This is a genomic window from Cryobacterium sp. M23, from assembly GCF_002929655.1.
In the GTDB taxonomy this organism is placed as follows: domain Bacteria; phylum Actinomycetota; class Actinomycetes; order Actinomycetales; family Microbacteriaceae; genus Cryobacterium; species Cryobacterium sandaracinum.
In genome coordinates this window covers 1-19,321 of sequence record NZ_PJJV01000053.1, presented here as the reverse complement: position 1 = coordinate 19,321, position 19,321 = coordinate 1, and the positions used below count along the sequence as shown (strand labels likewise).

At 68.5% G+C, this 19,321-nt stretch carries 16 protein-coding genes; 4 read left to right on the top strand and 12 right to left on the bottom strand.

Annotated elements, in window-relative coordinates; genetic code table 11:
• Positions 1-12: 12 nt before the first annotated feature.
• From CXY82_RS03375 to hrcA, 4 genes are all read right to left on the bottom strand, one after another.
• Positions 13-390: an HIT domain-containing protein gene (locus tag CXY82_RS03375; RefSeq protein WP_104169682.1), complete on the bottom strand. Its 378-nt coding sequence runs from the start codon at positions 388-390 to the stop codon at positions 13-15.
• 22 nt (positions 391-412) lie between these two features.
• Positions 413-1,153 carry a 16S rRNA (uracil(1498)-N(3))-methyltransferase gene (locus CXY82_RS03370; RefSeq protein ID WP_104169681.1) on the bottom strand — a complete coding sequence of 247 codons (741 nt, stop codon included), beginning with the start codon at positions 1,151-1,153 and terminating at the stop codon, positions 413-415.
• Between the two features lie 6 nt (positions 1,154-1,159).
• Positions 1,160-2,278 (bottom strand): molecular chaperone DnaJ, encoded by a 1,119-nt coding sequence (gene dnaJ / locus CXY82_RS03365; RefSeq protein WP_104169680.1) that lies wholly within the window; start codon positions 2,276-2,278, stop codon positions 1,160-1,162.
• Between the two features lie 66 nt (positions 2,279-2,344).
• Positions 2,345-3,382 carry a heat-inducible transcriptional repressor HrcA gene (gene hrcA / locus CXY82_RS03360; RefSeq protein ID WP_104169705.1) on the bottom strand — a complete coding sequence of 346 codons (1,038 nt, stop codon included), beginning with the start codon at positions 3,380-3,382 and terminating at the stop codon, positions 2,345-2,347.
• Positions 3,383-3,549: 167 nt separating this feature from the next.
• Between hrcA and CXY82_RS03355 the strand changes: the two genes are divergently transcribed.
• Both CXY82_RS03355 and CXY82_RS03350 read left to right on the top strand, forming a co-directional pair.
• Positions 3,550-3,996: a DUF4870 domain-containing protein gene (locus tag CXY82_RS03355; protein ID WP_104169704.1), complete on the top strand. Its 447-nt coding sequence runs from the start codon at positions 3,550-3,552 to the stop codon at positions 3,994-3,996.
• A 36-nt stretch (positions 3,997-4,032) separates the two neighbouring features.
• On the top strand, positions 4,033-4,410 hold the full coding sequence (locus CXY82_RS03350; RefSeq protein WP_233194123.1) for a DUF4870 domain-containing protein: 378 nt from the start codon (positions 4,033-4,035) through the stop codon (positions 4,408-4,410).
• Positions 4,411-4,412: 2 nt separating this feature from the next.
• On the opposite strand, the gene hemW is transcribed toward CXY82_RS03350, so the two are convergent.
• From hemW to lepA, 3 genes are read right to left on the bottom strand one after another with little or no spacing between them, the layout of a single operon-like run.
• Positions 4,413-5,639, bottom strand: a complete 1,227-nt coding sequence (hemW, locus tag CXY82_RS03345; RefSeq protein ID WP_104169679.1) for a radical SAM family heme chaperone HemW — start codon at positions 5,637-5,639, stop codon at positions 4,413-4,415.
• Positions 5,640-5,643: 4 nt separating this feature from the next.
• Positions 5,644-6,291, bottom strand: coding sequence for a DUF1990 family protein (locus CXY82_RS03340; protein ID WP_104169678.1), 648 nt, complete (start codon positions 6,289-6,291; stop codon positions 5,644-5,646).
• A 4-nt stretch (positions 6,292-6,295) separates the two neighbouring features.
• Positions 6,296-8,143, bottom strand: coding sequence for a translation elongation factor 4 (gene lepA, locus CXY82_RS03335; protein ID WP_104100001.1), 1,848 nt, complete (start codon positions 8,141-8,143; stop codon positions 6,296-6,298).
• 575 nt (positions 8,144-8,718) lie between these two features.
• Between lepA and CXY82_RS03330 the strand changes: the two genes are divergently transcribed.
• Both CXY82_RS03330 and rpsT read left to right on the top strand, forming a co-directional pair.
• The gene (locus CXY82_RS03330) at positions 8,719-9,465 is read left to right on the top strand and encodes an alpha/beta fold hydrolase (RefSeq protein WP_104169677.1); all 747 of its coding nucleotides are present in this window, start codon (positions 8,719-8,721) and stop codon (positions 9,463-9,465) included.
• A 118-nt stretch (positions 9,466-9,583) separates the two neighbouring features.
• On the top strand, positions 9,584-9,847 hold the full coding sequence (rpsT, locus tag CXY82_RS03325; protein WP_104100003.1) for a 30S ribosomal protein S20: 264 nt from the start codon (positions 9,584-9,586) through the stop codon (positions 9,845-9,847).
• A 356-nt stretch (positions 9,848-10,203) separates the two neighbouring features.
• Here the strand turns inward: rpsT and holA are convergent, their stop codons facing one another.
• The 5 genes from holA to CXY82_RS03300 all read right to left on the bottom strand — a co-directional run bounded on the left by holA (position 10,204) and on the right by CXY82_RS03300 (position 19,089).
• A complete protein-coding gene (holA, locus tag CXY82_RS03320) occupies positions 10,204-11,247 on the bottom strand; it encodes a DNA polymerase III subunit delta (protein WP_233191251.1) in 1,044 nt (347 codons plus the stop codon).
• A gap of 41 nt (positions 11,248-11,288) precedes the next feature.
• A complete protein-coding gene (locus CXY82_RS03315) occupies positions 11,289-13,715 on the bottom strand; it encodes a ComEC/Rec2 family competence protein (RefSeq protein ID WP_158252119.1) in 2,427 nt (808 codons plus the stop codon).
• A gap of 396 nt (positions 13,716-14,111) precedes the next feature.
• Complete coding sequence (locus CXY82_RS03310) at positions 14,112-14,831, bottom strand: helix-hairpin-helix domain-containing protein (protein ID WP_104169675.1); 720 nt, start codon at positions 14,829-14,831, stop codon at positions 14,112-14,114.
• 100 nt (positions 14,832-14,931) lie between these two features.
• Entirely contained in the window at positions 14,932-17,514 is a 2,583-nt protein-coding gene (leuS, locus tag CXY82_RS03305) for a leucine--tRNA ligase (protein ID WP_104169674.1), read from the bottom strand.
• 78 nt (positions 17,515-17,592) lie between these two features.
• Positions 17,593-19,089, bottom strand: coding sequence for an anthranilate synthase component I family protein (locus CXY82_RS03300; RefSeq protein ID WP_104169673.1), 1,497 nt, complete (start codon positions 19,087-19,089; stop codon positions 17,593-17,595).
• Positions 19,090-19,321 lie beyond the last annotated feature (232 nt).

Here is a 19,321-nt window from a genome sequence, read left to right as displayed (position 1 = left end):
CCCGGCCCGGGCTCACCGGAAACCAAGCGTTCCCTCCCCGAGGGTTCCGCCGGCGGCCTGCGGGGCGAGCAGGTGAGCGTGGACGTGGAAAACGGTCTGCCCGACGCTGGCGCCGGTGTTGAACACGAGCCGGAACTGGCCGTTGGACAGCCGGGCCGCCACAGCATGCGCCACCTCGATGAGTTCGGTCAGCAGCCCGGGGTCTCCGGCCGCGAGCTCGACCACGTTGCTGTACTCGGATGTTTTCGGCGTGATGACGACATGCACGGGCGCCTGCGGGGCGATGTCGGTGAAGGCGATGATCCGTTCGGTTTCGGCGACGATGGTCGCCGGGACCTCGCGCGCGGCGATGCGAGTGAAGATGGACGGTTCTTGGCCGGTGGAAGACATATCTCTATCTTAAGCTCACGCGCTACCAGCGGCCGAGCGTCACGTTCAGGATGGAGAGGGCGGCCGGGCCGGCGGTGGAGGTGCGCAGCACATTGTCGCCCAGGCGCACCCGGGTGGCGCCTGCCTGCTCGAGCAGGGTCAGCTCGGCCGGGGAGATGCCGCCCTCGGGTCCGACGACGAGCAGGATATCCCGGTCGTCGGTCGGCGCCGCCTGCGAGGTCAGCCGTTCGCTCGCGGTGGGCTCCAGCAGCAGCATCCGGGTAGTGCCGGCCAGCTCGGCCAGCATTTTGGTGCTCGCCGGTTCCCCGACCGTGGGCAGCCACGCGCGAATCGACTGTTTCGAGGCCTCGCGCACGATGCTGGACCAGCGATCCCGGCCCTTCTTGATTTTGGCTCCCTCCCAGCGCGTCACGGAGCGGGATGCGGCCCACGGGATCACCCCGTCGATGCCGAGCTCCGTGGCCGCCTGCACAGCCAGTTCGTCCCGGTCTCCCTTGGCGAGAGCCTGGACCAGACGGATGCGCGGCGTCAGCAGCGCGGTCACGGTCACCGTCTCGACGCGCAGGGTCAGCAGCCTCGCATCTGCGTCAACGACGGTGGCGGCGAGCATGAGCCCGGCCCCATTCCCGATCCGCAGGCGCTCGCCCGGGCGCACCCGGCTGACGGTGACCGCGTGCCGGGCCTCGGCGCCGCCGATGCCGACGACCGCCCCCGGCACGCAATCGGCGGCGTGGAGCGCCTCATCGATGAAGAAGTGTGCCATCGACGCCTAGCCGCGAAACCGATCGCGCAGCTTGGCGAAAAGTCCCTGCTGGAAGGCGCTGAGGGCAGGAGCCGGCGCCTTGTGGCGGGCCGCAAAGGCCTCGATCAGCTCCCGCTCCTTGTGGTCGAGACGGGTCGGCGTGACCACGTGCACGCCGACCTTCAGGTCGCCGCGTCCGTTCCCGCGCAGGCGGGTGACGCCGCGGTCCTTGACCGTGATGATCTCGGCGCTCTGCGTGCCCGGCCTGAGCTCGACCTCGATGTCGCCGTCGAGCGCCTTGACGGTCGCGGACCTGCCGAGGATAGCATCCGTCATCGGCACCTCGAGGGTGCAGAGCAGGTCGTCGCCGTCACGGCTGAACACGTCGTGGTGGCGCACCTTCATCTCAAGGTAGAGGTCGCCGTTGGGACCGCCGGCCGGACCTGCCTCGCCGCTGCCGGGCATCTGCAGGCGCAGGCCCGTGTCGACCCCCGCCGGGATGTCGACGGGGACCGTGCGACGCGCTCGCACGCGGCCCTGGCCCTGGCAGGTGACGCAGGGAGTGGCGATGATCGTTCCGTAGCCGCGGCAGGAACCGCAGGGGCTGCTCGTCATGACATTGCCGAGCAGCGACCGCACGGCGCGCTGGATGGTGCCGGTGCCGTGGCAGATGTCGCAGGTGACGGGCGCGGTGCCCGGCTGGCAGCACGTGCCGCTGCAGGTCGCGCACATGATGGCCGTGTCGACCTCGAGCTCCCGGTGCGTGCCGAAGATGATCTCATCGAGGTCGAGGTCGACCCGGATCAGGGCGTCCTGGCCGCGCTCTCGGCGCGACCGAGGCCCGCGGCTGGATCCCCCGCCGCCGAAGAAGGTCTCGAAAATGTCGCCGAAGTTGCCGAAGTTGCCGTCGAAACCGGCGCCTCCGCCGCCGCCCGAGCGGCCGTTGCCGCCACGGTCGTAGTTGTCGCGTTGCTTGACGTCGCTGAGCACGTCGTAGGCGTGCGTGACGGATTTGAAGCGCTCGGATGCATCCGCGCCCGGGTTCACGTCGGGGTGCAGCTGCCGGGCCAGCCTGCGGTAGGCCTTCTTGATCTCGTCGGTCGAGGCGTCGCGGGCAACGCCGAGTACTTCGTAATGGTCAGCCAAAGCTGGCTCTCCTAGGTCTGTTCTGAAATGTGGTGTTCCGCCGGCTTCTGGGCCGAGGGGAACTGGTCAATTCTCGCCGAGAAGGCGTGAAAGGTAGCGGGCGACCGCACGGACGGCCGCCATGTTGTTCGAGTAATCCATCCGAGTGGGGCCGAGCACGCCGAGGCGCGCCAGGTTGCCGCCCTGCGAGGAGTAGCCGCTGGTGAGCACGGATGTCTCGGCCAGACCGAACGAAGCATTCTCCCGGCCGATACTGACGGACACGCCGTGCTGGTCAGAGGCCATCTCGCCGAACAGCCGCAGAAGCACGACCTGTTCCTCGATGGCCTCGAGCACCGGGAAAATGCTGCCGGTGAAGTCTTCCTCGGTGCGCACGAGGTTGGCGGCGCCGGCCATCACGAGCCGGTCCTGCCTGTTCGCGCCGACCTGGTCCCGCAGGGTGCCGGTGATCAGATCCACCGCCTCCTGCTGCTCAATCGGGCCGAGGCCGGAGCCGGCGGTGAGAGAGCTGCCGGTAAGGGTGCTGGCGGCCTCGCTCATGCCGAGCCCGACCAGGGCAGAATTCAACCGGGTGCGCAGTTCGATCAGAACGGGTTCAGCCAGAGGCCGGGGCAGGTCGACGACGCGTTGCTCGACCCGTCCGGCATCCGTGATCAGAACCGACAGGAGGCGAGTCTCGGACAGGGGCACCAGTTCGATGTGGCGCACCTTCGCGCGGGACAGCGACGGATACTGCACCAGGGCGACCTGATGGGTGAGCTGCGAGAGCAGCCGCACGCTGCGGGCCAGCACCTCGTCGAGGTCGGCCGACTGACCGAGGAACGTCTCGATGGCTTGGCGCTGCGCCGCCGAGAGCGGGCGCAGATCGGCGAGGTGGTCGACGAACAGACGGTAACCCTTATCGGTGGGGATGCGGCCCGACGAGGTGTGCGGAGCCGCGATCAACTCTTCCTCTTCGAGCAGGGCCATGTCGTTGCGGATCGTGGCCGCCGAGACCCCGAAGGAATGCCGGTCGACGATAGATTTGGAACCGACGGGTTCGCGGGAGGCTACATAGTCCTGAACGATCACACGCAGGACTTCGAGACTGCGATCGGACACCATGGCGCTCGCCTCCTCCCAGCGTCGCGAGTGCAGCATCGATTGGCACTCGCGGTATGTGACTGCCAATCATACCGCGACCGGCTGGGCTTACCCATTGCTCCCCAATGTTGGGGCGCAGTAACTTAGGCATGTAGCACCTCTTCCCCGGTGCACTGAAAGGCATGATCATGAGTAATTTCACTGGTCCCGGACCCGATGATCCGTACCAGGGCCAACGGCCGCCGCAACCGCCCTACCAGCCTGCCGCCCCGGGACCGTCGGCACCCCTGACGGAGGCGGATGACCGCCAATGGGCGTCCCTCGCACATCTGGGCGGGATCCTCATGTTCGTGCCGTCCCTGGTGCTGTGGCTGCTCTTCAAGGACCGCGGACCTCTGACCAGCGTCGAGGCGAAGGAAGCGCTCAACTTTCAGATCACGCTTCTGATCGGCTACTTCGCGATCAACTTTTTTGCGACGGTCATCGGCTTCCTCACATTCGGCATCGGCGGCGTCATCGGCGGTCTCGCCTGGGTGCTGTACATCCTCGGTGTTGTCTTCTCGGTGCTCGGCTACCTCCAGGCGAAGGACGGCAACCACTACCGGTACCCGTTCGCCCTGCGCCTGATCAAGTAGCCCGGCGCACTCGGTTTTTCTTCAGAAGGAGCACCAATGACCAATTCCACCCCACCGCCGCCCGCCAACCCGAACCAGGCTCCCACCCCGATGAACCCGGCCGACGAAAAACTGTGGGCCACCCTCGTGCACGTCGGCGGCATTCTGTTCTATTTCGTGCCGGCCCTGATCGGCTACATCGTGCTCAAGGACCGCGGCCCGTTCATCCGGGCGCACACCGCGACCGCACTGAACTTCCAGCTCACGCTCCTGATCGCCTACGCGGTCGGCGGCGTCCTGACGATCATCCTCGTCGGCTACCTCGTTCTCCTGGCTGCCTCCGTTCTGATGGTCGTGTTCGGCATCTTGGCCGCTTTGGCCGCAAACCGGGGCGAGTACTACACGTATCCGCTGTCGATCAAGTTCGTGAACTGAGTTCAGTCGGCAAGCAGGCGGCGCACGACGGCATCCGCCAGGAGGCGTCCTCTGAGGGTCAGTTCGATCGAGCCGAAGAGGGCTGCTTTCGCGTCGATGAGTTCGTCGGCGATGAGTCCCGCCACCTCGTGGCGCCTGAGCGGGCTGAGCGAGTCGATGGGGATACCCTCGCGGATTCGGGTGAGCAAGAGCACCCGCTCCACCTCCTGAGTGGCCGCATCGAGGGTCTCCCGCCCGGCGGCCGGTGAGTCGCCGGCGCGAATCCGATCGCCGTAGGCCGACGGATGCTTGACGTTCCACCAGCGCACCCCACCGATGTGGCTGTGGGCTCCGGGCCCCACACCCCACCAGTCCTGGCTGCGCCAGTAGGCGAGGTTGTGGCGCGAGCGGTGCGCGTCATCCGTCGCCCAGTTGCTGACCTCATACCAGCCGTAGCCTGCCGAGGACAGTAGGTCGTCGGCCAGCTCATAGAACTCGGCCTGAACGTCGTCATCGACAGGGGCCAGTTCGCCGCGCTTGATCTGGCGGGCCAGCTTGGTGCCCTCCTCGACGATAAGCGAGTAGGCGCTGACGTGGGTGGGAGCCTGCCGGATGGCGTGCTCGAGGCTGGTGCGCCAATCGACGAGGGTCTCCCCCGGTGTGCCGTAGATCAGGTCGAGGGACACGTCGAGGCCGGCCTCGCGCGCCCACTGCACCACAAGCGGCACCCGCTCGGGGTCGTGGGTGCGCTCGAGGGTGGCCAGCACGCTCGGTACCGCGGACTGCATGCCGAAGGATACCCGGGTGAAGCCGGACTCGGCGAGGCGGCCGAGGTAGGCGGCGTCGACGGAGTCGGGGTTCGCCTCGGTGGTCACCTCGGCGCCGGGTGCGATCCCCCAGGTGGAGCGCACGGCCTCCAGCATCCGCACCAGGTCGTCGGCCGGGAGCAGGGTGGGGGTGCCGCCGCCGAAGAAGACGGTCGCCGCCTGGCGGGCGGGCACGCCCGACTGAGTCAGGATCCGGCCGGCCGACTGGACCTCGGTGATCGCCTGGCCGGCATAGTCATGCTGGCTTGCGCCGCGCAACTCGGTGGCGGTATAGGTGTTGAAGTCGCAGTAGCCGCAGCGGACCCGGCAGAACGGCACGTGCAGGTAGACGCCGAAATCGCGCTGGGCAGCTCCCACGGCGGCCGAGGCCGGCAGCAGTCCGTCGCTGGGTGCGGGGTCGCCGAGGGGAAGGGCACTGCCCATGCGGTTAGACCGCGCCGATCGGATGCAGCGCGCGTAGGTACCGTGCTGTGATTTTGGCCTGTTGCCGCCGCACGAACGGCCAGCCCAGCCGGTAGAACCAGGTGCCGGGGCGGGAGAAGGCGCGGATGGTCAGCCAGACCGAGTCGTCCTCGCGTCTGTCGACGATGAACGATTCCTCGCCGCTGGCCGGGTGCCCGGCCATGGTGCCGTACGCGAAGCCGAGGCGGTCGGGTTCGTCGATCACGTAGACCACGCGCACGGGGGCGTCGATGGTGAAGGGGCCTAACTTGGTCGTGAGGTGCGCGGACATGCCGTTGACGATGTAGGGCGTGCCGTCCTCGGCGAAGACGGCCTCGTCCGGCTCGGGCTTCTGGTCGCGGGCGGCCTGGCCGTCGGCGTCGAAGACGAGTCCCGTGTACTGCTGGCCGGTGCCGTCCAGCAGGTCGGTGACGGTCATTCCGCTCCCCCGCTGCACGCCCCAGGTCATCAGCGACTTCGAGGCCAGCTGGAAGCGCTCCTCACCGCTGCCGAGGCGCACGGTGCGCTCGAGGGGCCGGTAGCCCTTGGGTGGGAACCGGAGCAGGTCCGGGGCGAGGGTGCCGCCGATGGACGCGTAGGTGACGGCGGTATCGGTGAAGGTGGCGCGGCGCATCCGTCTACTTCTTCTTCGGGGGCTCGTCACCGGACAGGGCGGCGATGAACGCCTCCTGGGGAACCTCGACCCGGCCGACCATCTTCATGCGCTTCTTGCCCTCCTTCTGCTTCTCCAGCAGCTTGCGCTTGCGGGAGATGTCACCGCCGTAGCACTTGGCGAGAACATCCTTGCGGATGGCACTGATGGACTCGCGGGCGATGATGCGGGCGCCGATCGCGGCCTGGATGGGCACGTCGAACTGCTGGCGCGGGATGAGCTTGCGCAGCCTTCCCGTCATCAGCACGCCGTAGTCGTAGGCCTTGTCGCGGTGCACAATCGCGCTGAACGCGTCGACCTGTTCGCCCTGCAGCAGGATGTCGACCTTGACCAGGTCGGCCTCCTGAGAGCCGATGGGTTCGTAGTCGAGCGAGCCGTAGCCGGCGGTGCGGCTCTTGAGATTGTCGAAGAAGTCGAACACGATCTCACCGAGCGGCATCGTGTAGCGGATCTCGACACGGTCCTCGCCGAGGTAGTCCATGCCGAGCAGGGTGCCGCGGCGGCTCTGGCAGAGTTCCATGATCACGCCGACGTAGTCCTTGGGTGCGAGGATGGCCGCCTTCACGATCGGCTCCTCGACCTTGGCGATCTTCCCGTTCGGGAACTCGCTCGGGTTGGTGACCGTGACAGACTTCTTGTCGTCGGTGGTGACCTCGTAGATCACGCTGGGCGCCGTGGTGATCAGGTCGAGGCCGAACTCCCGGTCGAGCCGCTCGGTGATGATTTCCAGGTGCAGCAGCCCGAGGAAACCACAGCGGAAACCGAAACCGAGGGCGACGGATGTCTCGGGCTCGTACACGAGGGACGCGTCGGAGAGCTTGAGCTTGTCGAGGGCCTCGCGGAGGGCCGGGTAGTCGCTGCCGTCGATCGGGTAGAGGCCCGAGAAGACCATGGGCTTCGGCTCGGTGTAGCCCGGCAGGGCGACGGTGGCGGGGCGGAGCGCGGTGGTCACCGTGTCGCCGACCTTCGACTGGCGCACATCCTTCACGCCCGTGATCAGGTAGCCGACCTCGCCGACGCCGAGGCCCTTGCTGGTGGTGGGCTCGGGCGAGGTGACGCCGATCTCGAGGATCTCGTGCGTGGCACGGGTCGACATCATCTGGATCTTCTCGCGCGGGCCCAGCTTGCCGTCGATCATGCGCACATAGGTGACGACGCCACGGTAGCTGTCGTAGACCGAGTCGAAGATCATCGCGCGGGCCGGGGCGGCCGGGTCGCCGACCGGGGCCGGGATGAGGCGGGTGGCGCGGTCGAGGAGTTCGGCGACGCCGACGCCGGTCTTGCCGGAGACCCGGAGCACGTCGTCGGGACTGCCACCGATCAGGCTGGCGAGCTCCTTCGCGTACTTGTCGGGGTCGGCAGCCGGCAGGTCGATCTTGTTCAGCACCGGGATGATGGTGAGGTCGTTCTCCAGCGCCAGGTAGAGGTTGGCGAGGGTCTGCGCCTCGATCCCCTGGGCGGCGTCGACGAGGAGGATTGCTCCCTCGCACGCGGCCAGGCTGCGAGACACCTCGTAGGTGAAGTCCACGTGGCCGGGGGTGTCGATCATGTTCAGGGCGTAGGTCTGCCCGTCGAGTTCCCACGGCATACGCACGGCCTGGCTTTTGATGGTGATGCCGCGCTCGCGCTCGATGTCCATCCGGTCAAGGTATTGGGCGCGCATCGAACGGTCGTCGACGACGCCGGTGATCTGCAGCATCCGGTCGGCCAACGTGGACTTGCCGTGGTCGATGTGGGCGATGATGCAGAAATTGCGGATGAACTCGGGCGGGGTGGCGGCCGGTTCAAGCGCCGTGAGGGGTCTCGGTGACATGGTCTGGCAATTCTCCCATAGGTGGCTGGGTCCCGGTTTCGCCGTTGCCGCGCATCGTTCCAGGCTTGCGCGCGGGAACGGCCGCGCCCGGCGGCTCGCAGCGAACCACTGCCGTGAACCACTGCCGTGAACCAATTCGACGGAGATTCTCCCGAAAGCGAGCTTTTTCGACCAGTTGGGGAGCGTTTCGGCCAAAATCTCCGTCGAATTCGTTCGGGCTCGGGGGCGGGGGCGGGGCGCGTAGTGGATGCCCGACCCGCAGAGGCGCTGCTGGAGAGGCGGCGGTGTGCCGTGGCTCTTCGGCGGGTAGTGTGGCCAACTCAGGAGATCCGACCGGGCGAGGCCGGACATCCGCACCGGTTCCGCACTGGTCCGCGGTGGCCCGGCCACCCGTGCGACGGATGTCCTGAGTTGGCCACAGACGCAGCGCCCGGCCGAGCGCTCACCCACGGAAGAGCCAGAAGTGATTGCCGCGAACCGGGTGCTGTCACTGCTGATCTGGTGCGGCTACTCCCTGGTGTCTATCATCGGTATCGCCGTCACCCTCTAGTGCGGCTGCTCACCAGGAGGAATGAATGACACCCGCCGTCCCGGTTCTTTTCGTGCACGGGATCCGCACGTCGGGCACCATGTGGCGACGACAGCTGTCCATACTGGGCGAGGCCGGGCATCCGGCACTCGCGATCGATCTGCCGGGGCACGGCGCCCGCATGGACGAAACGTTCACCGTGGAGGGCGCCCTGGCCGCCATCGACGAGGGCGTCGCTGCTCTGGGCGGCCGGGTGCTGCTGGTCGGCCTCTCCCTCGGCGGCTACTACGCCATCGAGTACGCCGCGCGCCACCCGCAGAAGGTGGCCGGGCTGGTCGCCGCGGGAAGCTGCGCGCTTCCGGCCGGCTGGCTGCTGGACGCCTACCGGGGCCTGGCCCGGCTGATCCGCCGACTGCCCGACCAGGGACTGTGGCTCCACACCACACTCGTGCGCGTGCTCCTTCCATCGGGAGGGGCCGCCGACACGCTCGCCGGCGGTGTGCCGCTGACGGTGATGGATGCCGGGCTCGGCGCCACCGGCAGCCTCCGCCCGCTGGACAGCCTGGCTCGCTATCCCGGCCCGGTGTGGCTGGTCAACGGTTCTCTGGATCAGTTCCGGCTGCATGAGCGCCGCTTCCTCGCCGCCTGCCGGGACGGGCGCCTCGTGATCGTCCCCCGGGCGTCGCACCTCGTCAGCCTGGCCCAACCGGAACGCTTCGCCGCGGTGCTGAGCGGCATCCTCACGGAGGTTGCGATCGACCGGCCCGGGCCGATTGTCGACCTGAACGAATAACTGGTATCGTTGCCTGTTGGCTTGCGTGTTGGGTCCCACCCCACACGATTATTGTCGTACGGCGCCCTCTACCGCCAAGCGGCCCATCCGAAAAAGAATCTAACGAAAGCGTATAAACGTGGCAAACATCAAGTCGCAGATCAAGCGTATCGGCACCAACAAAAAGGCCCAGGAGCGTAACAAGTCGGTCAAGAGCGAGTTCAAGCGCGCTGTCCGCGCGACGCGCCTGGCGATCGCCTCGGGCGACAAGGACAAGGCTGTTGCCAGCCTCGCCGTCGCTTCGAAAAAGCTCGACAAGGCCGTCAGCAAGGGCGTCATCCACCAGAACCAGGCCGCGAACAAGAAGTCCGCGATCGCCAAGTCGGTCAACGCCCTCGTCTAGTCTGCGCCTGACCGGGATCAGGATCGTTCACCGGCCCTGACCGGCGTACACAACAGCCCCTGCCATCTCGGTGGGGGCTTTCGTGTGTCCGGGCAGGGGCTCGAACCGTCGGGGACCGGTCACCTGAAATTCATCACGGCCGGGCCCGGTCAGGCGCCGCAGCATCGCCCTGACGGCGGTCCTGGCAGCCGTCGTCTATCTGCCGCTCGCCAAGCTGATCGTGTCGTGCGCGCCGAGTCCGCCCAGGCCCACACCTCTCAGTTCGGGCATCAGCTGGCGCGCACCACGGTGAGCGACCCCTCCCTGGCGCGGAGCTCACCGTCGAGGGTAAGGAGGCGCGCGAAAGCCGGGTCTGGTCAGCTCTCACCGCGGCGGGCGATCACACCGATGAGCCGCTCGAGAGCGAAGACGGGGTCGCGCTCGGCACCCTTCACTGCGGCATCCGTTTCGGCCAGCGCCACGACGCAGCGGGCGAGACCCTCGTCGGACCAGCTGCGCAGGTCGCGTTGGGCCCGCTCGACCTGCCAGGGGGCGAGGCCGAACTGGGAGGCAAGCTGGGCCGAGCCGCCGCGCACCCCGCAGAGCTTCGCCATGGTGCGGATCTTCATGGCGAACGCGGCCACCACCGGGACCGGGTCGGCGCCGGAGGACAGGGCGTGGCGCAGGATGACGAGCGCCTCCCCCTGATGCCCGGCGATGGCGGCATCGGCTACCTTGAACGCGTTGGCCTCGACCCTACCGCCGTAGTAGCGGTCCACGGTCGTCTCGGTCACTTCGGTGCCGACATCGGCGATGAGCTGCTGGCAGGCCGCGGAGAGTTCGGCCAGATCGCCGGAGAACGCGGCGACCAGGGACCGCAGCGCGCTGGGAGTGACCCGCTTGCCGGCTGTCTTGAATTCCGCCGAGGCGAAGTCGTGCCGGTCGGAGTCTTTCTTCAGCTCGGTGCAGACGACCTCGATGGCGCCGCCGACGCCCGAACGGATGGTGTCGAGCAGCTTCTTGCCGCGCACGCCGCCGCCGTGCCGGAGCACGACGTAGGTGTCCTCGGCCGGGTTCTGCAGGTAGTCCAGGGCCTCCGCGAGGAACGTGTCGCTGCACTTCTCGACGGAGCTGACGCGGATCAGCCGCGGTTCGCCGAAGAGGGACGGGCTGGCCATGGTGAGCAGTTCGCCGGGCGCATAGCTGTCGGCCTGCACGTCGCTGATCTCCAGGCTGGGGTCTTCGAGTTTGAGGAAGTCCCGCAGCTGGCGGATCGCGCGTTCGGCCAGGAACACTTCGGTTCCGGAGACCAGGATGATCGGCGCCGGCCGCACCTGGTGCCAGGCCAGCTGCGGGATGGCGGCCGACTTCGGCACAGCGCGGGGCGCGGTCCTGCCGGATGAAGCTGTGCGTGCGGCCACTCGGGGTTCCTTCGATTGAGGCTGTGCGGAATCCATTAAGACTATCCGGGGTCGGTGTCCGCCACGGCCTCGCTCTGCACGGTCTCGCTCCAGACCGTCAGCGCACCACCACCTGGCCCCGGAGCGATCACCAGCAGTCCCTGCTGGTCGGTGCGGAGGGCCAGTGTGCCCGCGGCCGCAAGAATGTCCAGAACCGTGTCGGTGGGATGGCCGTAGCCGTTCTCCCTGCCTACCGAGATCAGCCCCACCGTTGCCCGGAGATCGGCATAGAGCTCCGGGCTTTGGTCTCCCGACCCGTGGTGGGCGACCTTGACGACATCCACCTCGCCCGGGCTGGAGCTGCGCCGGAGCGCGTCCTGGGATTCCTCGCCGAGATCCCCGAGGAACAGGGAACGGATGCCGCGACCGTCGAATCCGATCGTTACGCTCCCCTCGTTTCCGGTCTGCATCACCGCTGAGCCCCGCACCGGCCAGAGGATCTCCCAGCGCAGCTCCCCGAGGGTGCCCGTGTCGCCGCGGGCGGCGCCCCGCAGTTCGGCACCGCCCGCGGCGAGGGCATCGTGCAGTCGCTCATCGTCGGCGTTCTCCGGGATGCCGACCAGCGCCGTGTCGACGCGGCCGATCACGGCGGCGACCCCGCCGATGTGGTCCAGGTCGTAGTGGGTCAGCACGAGGATGTCGATTCGGTCGATCCCCAGCGTGTCGAGGCAGTCGGCGAGCAGGGCCGGGTCGGGCCCCACGTCGACGAGCGCGTACCGGTCGCGGTCGCGCACGACGACCGCATCACCCTGCCCGATGTCGCAGGCCGCGATCTGCCAGTCCGCGGGGAAGGCCACGGCCCGGCCGACGCCTGCCCCGATCAGGCTGCCCGCGTGGCTTCCGGCGGCGAGAACCAGCACCGCGATCGCCGCTATCGGCCAGCGCGCCCGAACCTGCCCCCGGCCCCGCATCACCAGCGCCACCGCGGCCACCGTCAGTAGAACGGTCACGAGAACACCGAGCGGGCCGCCCAGCCAGGGTAGGCGGCTGCCGGGCAGCTCTGCGGATGTTCGGGCGATCGCCGCGATCCAGGCGGCCGGCAGCCAGGCCAGGTAGAGCACTCCCCCGGCGACACCGGGCAGCCAGGGCAAGAGCAGGCACGCGATCAGACCGATGACGGTGGCGGCTGGGGCTGCCGGACCGGCCAGCAGATTCGCGGGCACCCCGTAGAGCGGGAGGGTGGGAGTGAGCAGCACGAGCACCGGCTGACAGGCCAGCTGCGCGGCCAGCGGGATGGCGATCACGGCGGCGAGCCAGGTGGGCAGCCACCGATGCAGCATTCGGGTCAGCGGCCCGGCCAGCACGAGTAGGCCGGCCGTGGCCAGAACCGACAGGGCGAACCCGTAACTGCGGGCCAGCCATGGGTCGGCCGCCAGCAATAGGATCACGACGAGTGCGAGCAACGGCACACCTCGGCCCGGCCGACCGGAGGCAATCCCGAGCAGCAGGATCGTCGCCATCAGAGCGGCACGCAGCACACTGGGTTCGGGCGTCACGAGCACCACGAACCCGAGCAGGGTGAGGAGCGAGATCGCGATCCGGATGCCGCGGCGCAGTCCCAGAAACCCGGTCAGCAGCATGACGCCCGCGATCACCACGGCGCAGTTCGCTCCAGACACTGCCGTGAGGTGGCTGAGCGAACTCGTCTTCATGGCCGCGTCGAGGTCTGCCTCGACCGAGCTCGTGTCACCAATGGCCAGGCCGGGCAGCAGGTCACCGCCGTCGCCGGGCAGATCGCCCGCGGCGGTCGTGAACAGGGTGCGCAGTTCCCCGGCCCAGCCGAGCCACCAGGGCGGTGTCACGAGGAGCTCGGGCGGACCACGCCCAAACACCAGGGCGGATGCCGCGTCCCCGGCCGCCGTGAGCCGGAGGGTGGCGTCCAGCCGCACGCCACTGCCGATCTGAAGCGCGGTCGCCTGTCCGCTCGCAGTCTCTGCGAACACGACCACCGGAACCGACAGACCCCGCCCAGCACCCTTTCGGGCGACCTCGCCCTGCTCGATCCCGGTCAGGGTGCCGCGGAAGCGCACCCGGGCGGACGCTCCGGAGTCAGAGCCAGCCGGGCCGAAGAGTGCGGGAGCACCGAACGACTGGGTCTGCACCGGGATCGACGCCACTGTGAGGAGCACGGTCACTGTCTCCTGCCGGGCGGCGCTCTCCCGCACGGTTTCCGGCAGCCGCCCGGGCGCAGCGACCGTGACCGCGGATGCCATCAGCGCGGCCGCAGCGCAACTGACCAGGCCGACACCCCAGGCCGGCGCCCCCCGGGCGCGGACCAGCCGACGCGCCACAACCAGACCCACGCCCAGGGCGGCGGCCCACAACGCGGCCTGAGCGCCGGGTGCCCACCCGGGGAAGGCGATGAGCAACCAGGCCGCCAGCCAGGCGGTCGCCGCGGGGAAAACCAGGCGCAGGTCGAGCCCAGTCATGCCGTGATCCGGGCGGCGAGCTACGATGTCGCGCGTAAAATCCATACCGGGAGGCTAGGTGCGCCCGCGGCTCCCCCCGGTGGCTACCGGAATCTGTGCCCGGTTGACGCGGGACCGGGGGTGTGGAGGCGTGCCCGGTGACCTCGCCACCGGTCCGCGGCGACGGAGCGGCTCGTCAAAAACGACACGCTTCAGCCCGCGAGCAGGCCGCCGACAGCGCCCATTGCCGCCAGTCGGTCAGTTCCTAGCCGTCATGGGTCGGAGAAGACCGTGCACGCCATCGAGTGCAGGCCAGGTGCGGTCACCGGCTCGATCCGAGCACCCTCCGTCAAGCACCGGATACGCTCGCCGCATCGATGCGTCAGGACTTCAGGCACCCTCCGTTCACGGCCACTCTCACACGGTGATCAGGGCTCTGAGCCCCTCGAACGTCTTCTCACCGATACCGGTGACATTGCGCAGGTCCTCGACGGCCGCGAACGGCCCGTTGGCGTCGCGGAAATCCAGAATGCGCTGGGCCATGGCCGGGCCGATGCGCGGCAGGGTGTCGAGGTGGGCCAGGCTGGCCGTATTGAGGTTGACCAGGACCGCCGGGCCGCCGCCACCTTGGTCGGATGCGCCGCCGAGGGATGCACCGCTGCCCGGCGGCGGTCCCGCGGGGACTTCGCCGAGCTGGGGCAGGTAGAGCTGCTCGCCGTCGCTGAGCTTGCGAGCGAGATTGGTGCCGGCCGGATCGGCGGTCTCGGTCAGCCCGCCGGCGGCGGCCACGGCATCCATCACCCGGGCGCCGGTGGAGAGTTCGAAGAGTCCGGGACGCCGCACGGCGCCGAGCACATGAACGAAGATGAGGGCACCGGATGCCGAGGCTGCCCCCGAGGAACTCGGGGCCGGGCCGTTGTCGGCTCCACCGGAACCCGAACCCGCGGTCGGGTGCGCCGGGGACACCACCTGGTGCCCGGCCTGCTGACCGAGCGCGGACACGATTACCGCGGTGGCCAACGCCAATATCAACAGCACGACGGCTGCGCCCACCCCGATGCGCACGCGCGCCGGGGCGCGCCCCTGCGCGCTCGGGGCCAGGCGGTCGAGTGCCTTGATTACCGGGTCAGGCTCCATCCCGGCAGGCTAGGCCGACGGGTGCCGGTCCCCCAGCGGACGGCCGCACCCTGTGGGCGGCGCCGCGAGGTGCCGCCCTGGGGAGGCGAGGCAGGCGGTGCTACTGGCCGCGGGTGACGATGCTGACGAGTTTCGGCGCGCGCACGATCACGTTCTTGATCTCGCGGTCACCGATCCGGCGGATGACCTCGGCCGAGGTACGTGCGAGGCGTTCCAGCTCGTCGCCGGCGATCTTCGGGGACACCTCGATGCGGTCGCGCACCTTGCCGTCGACCTGTACGACGGCCGTGACCGACTCCTCCACGAGCAGGGTTCGGTCGGCCTTGCGCCACTGCACGAGGGCGACACACGGCTCATGGCCGAGGAGCTGCCACATGTCCTCGGCCGCGTACGGAGCAAACAGGTTGAGCACCATGGCGGTGACCTCCGCGGCCTCGCGTACCGCGGCATCCGCGGGGCCGACGCCGGTGTCGATCACCTTGCGGGTGGCGTTGACGAGTTCCATCAGTCGGGCGACGACCACGTTGAACTTGAACGATTCGACCAGGCCGGGCGCATCGGCCAGGAAGCGGTGGGTGACCCGGCGGAGACCGGCGTCGCCGGACTTCCAATCGATGTCGGGCGTACTCGTGACGTCGCGGGCGACGCGCCAGGCGCGGGCCAGAAACTTGGCGGAGCCGACCGGCGAGACATCCGCCCAGTCGATATCGTCTTCCGGCGGTCCGGCGAAAGCCATGGTGAGCCGTACCGCGTCGACGCCGAACTGGTCGACCTCCTCGGTGAAGTAGACCAGGTTGCCCTTGCTCTTGGACATCTTGGCCCCGTCAAGGATGACCATGCCCTGGTTCAGCAGAGCCGTGAACGGCTCGGTGAAGCTGACATAGCCGAGGTCGAAAAGCACCTTGGTCATGAAGCGAGCGTAGAGCAGGTGCAGGATGGCGTGCTCGACGCCACCGACATACTGGTCGACGGGCGCCCACTTCTCGGCTTCCTTCGGGTCGAACGCCTTCGTGTCGTCGGTGGGGTTCAGGAAGCGCAGGAAGTACCAGGAGCTGTCGACGAAGGTGTCCATGGTGTCCGCGTCGCGGCGTGCGGGGGTGCCGTCGATCGGGTTGGGCACGTTGACCCAGTCGGCCGCGCCGCCCAGCGGCGACGTGCCCTTGGGCTTGAGGTCGAGGCCGTCGGTGGGCGGCAGCAACACGGGAAGCTGGTCTTCCGGCACGGGGATCTCGGCGCCGTCCTGGCCGTGGATGATCGGAATCGGCGTGCCCCAATAGCGCTGACGGGAGATGAGCCAGTCACGCAGACGGTAGTTCTTGGCGGCGCGGCCGGTACCGTCGACGGCCAACTGCTCGATCATGCGCTTGATCGCGGTGTTCTTGCTAAGGCCGTTGAGCGCGCCCGAGTTGATCAGGCGGCCTTCCCCGGTCATAGCGATGCCAGTGCGAGCCGGGTCGAGGGAGGTGAGCTCCTCGGTGCCGTCGATCATGTCCTGCGTGATCACGGGGATCATGCCGGTGACCGCGGCGGTCGTGTCGACGACCACGACCACGGGCAGGTCGAAACGGCGGGCGAAGTCGAGGTCGCGCTGGTCGTGGGCCGGCACCGCCATCACGGCACCGTGGCCGTAGTCGGCGAGCACGTAGTCCGCGGCCCAGATCGGCAGGCGTTCGCCGTTGGCCGGGTTGACGGCGTAGCGCTCGAGGAACACGCCGGTCTTCTCCCGGTCGGTGGCCTGACGCTCGATCTCGGTGCTGTTCTGAACCTGTACCAGGTATTCCTGGAACCGTTCCTTGACGGTGGGCGAGGCATCCGCGACCAGCTCGACGGCGAGGTCCGCGTCGGGGGCGACGACCATGAAGGTCGCGCCGTAGAGGGTGTCGGGGCGGGTCGTGAAGACGCTGATGCGCTCCTCGCGGCCTTCGATCACGAAGTCCACGTCGGCGCCGATGGAGCGGCCGATCCAGTTGCGCTGCATGTTCAGCACCTTCGCCGGCCAGGTGCCCTCGAGCTGGTTCAGGTCGTCGAGCAGGCGGTCCGCATAGTCGGTGATCTTGAAGTACCACTGGGTGAGCTTTTTCTTGACCACCACGGCGCCGCTGCGCTCCGAGGTGCCGTCGGCGAGCACCTGCTCGTTGGCGAGGACGGTTTGGTCTACCGGGTCCCAGTTCACCCAGCTGTCCTTGCGGTAGGCGAGGCCCTTCTTGTACAGCTGCAGGAACAGCCACTGGTTCCACTTGTAATATTCGGGGTCGCTGGTGTGCAGCTCGCGGGACCAGTCGAAGGATGCCGCGTAGAGCTTCATGCTCTTCTTCTGCTGCGCAATGTTGTCGTAGGTCCAGCCGCGCGGGTCGATGCCGCGCTTGATCGCGGCGTTCTCCGCGGGCAGCCCGAAGGAGTCCCAGCCGATGGGGTGTAGCACGTTGAAGCCCTGCTGACGCCAGTACCGGGCGACGATGTCGCCGAGCGCGTAGACCTCGGCGTGGCCCATGTGCAGGTCGCCGGAGGGATACGGGAACATGTCGAGCACGTACTTGCGCGGACGAACGTCGTCGGGATCGTTCGTGCGGAAGGGGTCGAGCTCTTCCCAGATCGGCTGCCACTTCGCCTGGATGGCGGCGAAATCGTAAACTTTTTCTTCGCTGTCCTGGCCGGTGCGGGTGTGGTCGTACTCGTGTGCCACGTGACTCTCTTCGTTGCAGTGGGGATTGCGCCAGCAGGCACAGGGCCGCGCGGAGGCGGCGTCCAAGCTCTTAGGTTACTAAACCTGGCCCTGGCCCGTGGCGGCGCCGGATCGAGGAACGCCGAGGACGGCCAGGAGCGCCGCCGCTTTCAGCCGGGTTTCCTCGATCTCCTCCAGCGGATCGGACAGCGCCGTGATGCCGCCGCCCGTGCCGATGGAGGCCCCGTCCGGGCTGAGCACGATGCTGCGGATGACCATGGCCAGGTCGACCGCGCCGTTTCGCCCCAGATAGCCGAAGGCCCCGGCGTAGAGCCCGCGCGGTCCGCACTCGAGGGCGTCGAGGATGGTCATTGCACTGATCTTGGGTGCCCCGGTCATGGACCCGGCGGGGAAGCAGGACGCAACGGCATCCACCCCGGTCAGCCCCGCGGCCAGGCGCGCCTCGACCGTGCTGACCAGCTGGTGCACGTGCGCGTAACTCTCCACGGCGAGCAAGTTCGTGACCTGCACGCTGCCGAGCTCGGCGATCCGGCCGAGGTCGTTGCGCATCAGGTCGACGATCATCAGGTTCTCGGCGCGCTCTTTGTCGCTGCCCTCGAGCTCGTCGCGGAGCTCGCGGTCCCGGTCGGTCATCCGGGAGCGTGCCCGGGTGCCCTTGATCGGCTTCGTGGTGATCAGGCCGCCCGGGGTCACGGTCAGGAACTGTTCCGGGGAGGCGCTGAGCAGGGCAGTGTCCCCGAAACGCAGCAGCCCGCCGTGGTGGCTGGGGCTGCCGGCGCGCAACGCCAGGTAGGCGTCGACCGGATGCGGCCGCACGTCGACCAGGATCTCGTTGGTGAGGCAGAGCTGGTAGGCGTCACCGGCCCGGATGAACGCCTGGCATTCCTCGATCAGCTCGGCGTAGCGGTGCACGTCGTGCCGCCACCGGGCTGCGCCGGCAGCGGCAACGGGGCCGGCAGCGGGGCCGACAGGCCACGTGACCGGCCGGGTCGCGGATGCTGCGGGCTGCGGCTCCGACGCGGCGAGAGCCTTGAGCACGGCATCGGCCCACACCTGCGGGGCATCCGTCGCGTCGCCGGAAGCGCGGCGAGCGAGCGCCCTGACCGTGCGTGCCGCGTGATCGAACACCAGCACTTGGTGCACCTCGAGCAGGGCGGCATCCGGGTAGTGGGAGTCGTGCACGGGCGTGCCGAGGGTCTGGGCGCCGAGTTCGTATCCGAGCCAGCCCACCCAGCCCAGCCGAAAGCCGCCGGTATCGTCGGTGCCGGTATCGTCGGTGGCATCGTCGTGGAAGCCGGGCGGCTCCGCGCGCAGGAACTCGAAGATCGTCCCGGGTGAGAGGTGGCCCGGCACGGACGGATCGCCGGCGACCGAGACCGTCACGGTCCCCTCCGGCACCGAGGCGGTGACGAACCGGGACCCGCGCGACGCAGACCCAAGATAGCTGAGGCCGGTTTCGGCGCCGTTGCCCGCATCCAACCAGAACGCGTACGGGCTGTTGCGGTAGAGGGTGTCGAAGACGCGGGCCGGATCCCACCACTCGGGCAGGAGGATGCTCTGAGTCGGCCCGGTCACACTCCCAGCCTAGGTGCCCTGATTCTCCCCGGAGTGCATCGATCTGCTACCCCGGCCGCACGCTTGCCGAACTCGGTGCCGTGTCTCGAACGAATTCGACGGAGATTCTCCGGAAAAACGGCTTTTCCCGTGTGTCTGCGCCCGATCCGGGCAAAATCTCGGCTCTCCTGCTGCTTCCGTGGGTTAAACCCGGCCGGGGAGCACTGGTTTGTGGCCGCCGAGGCTGAGCATG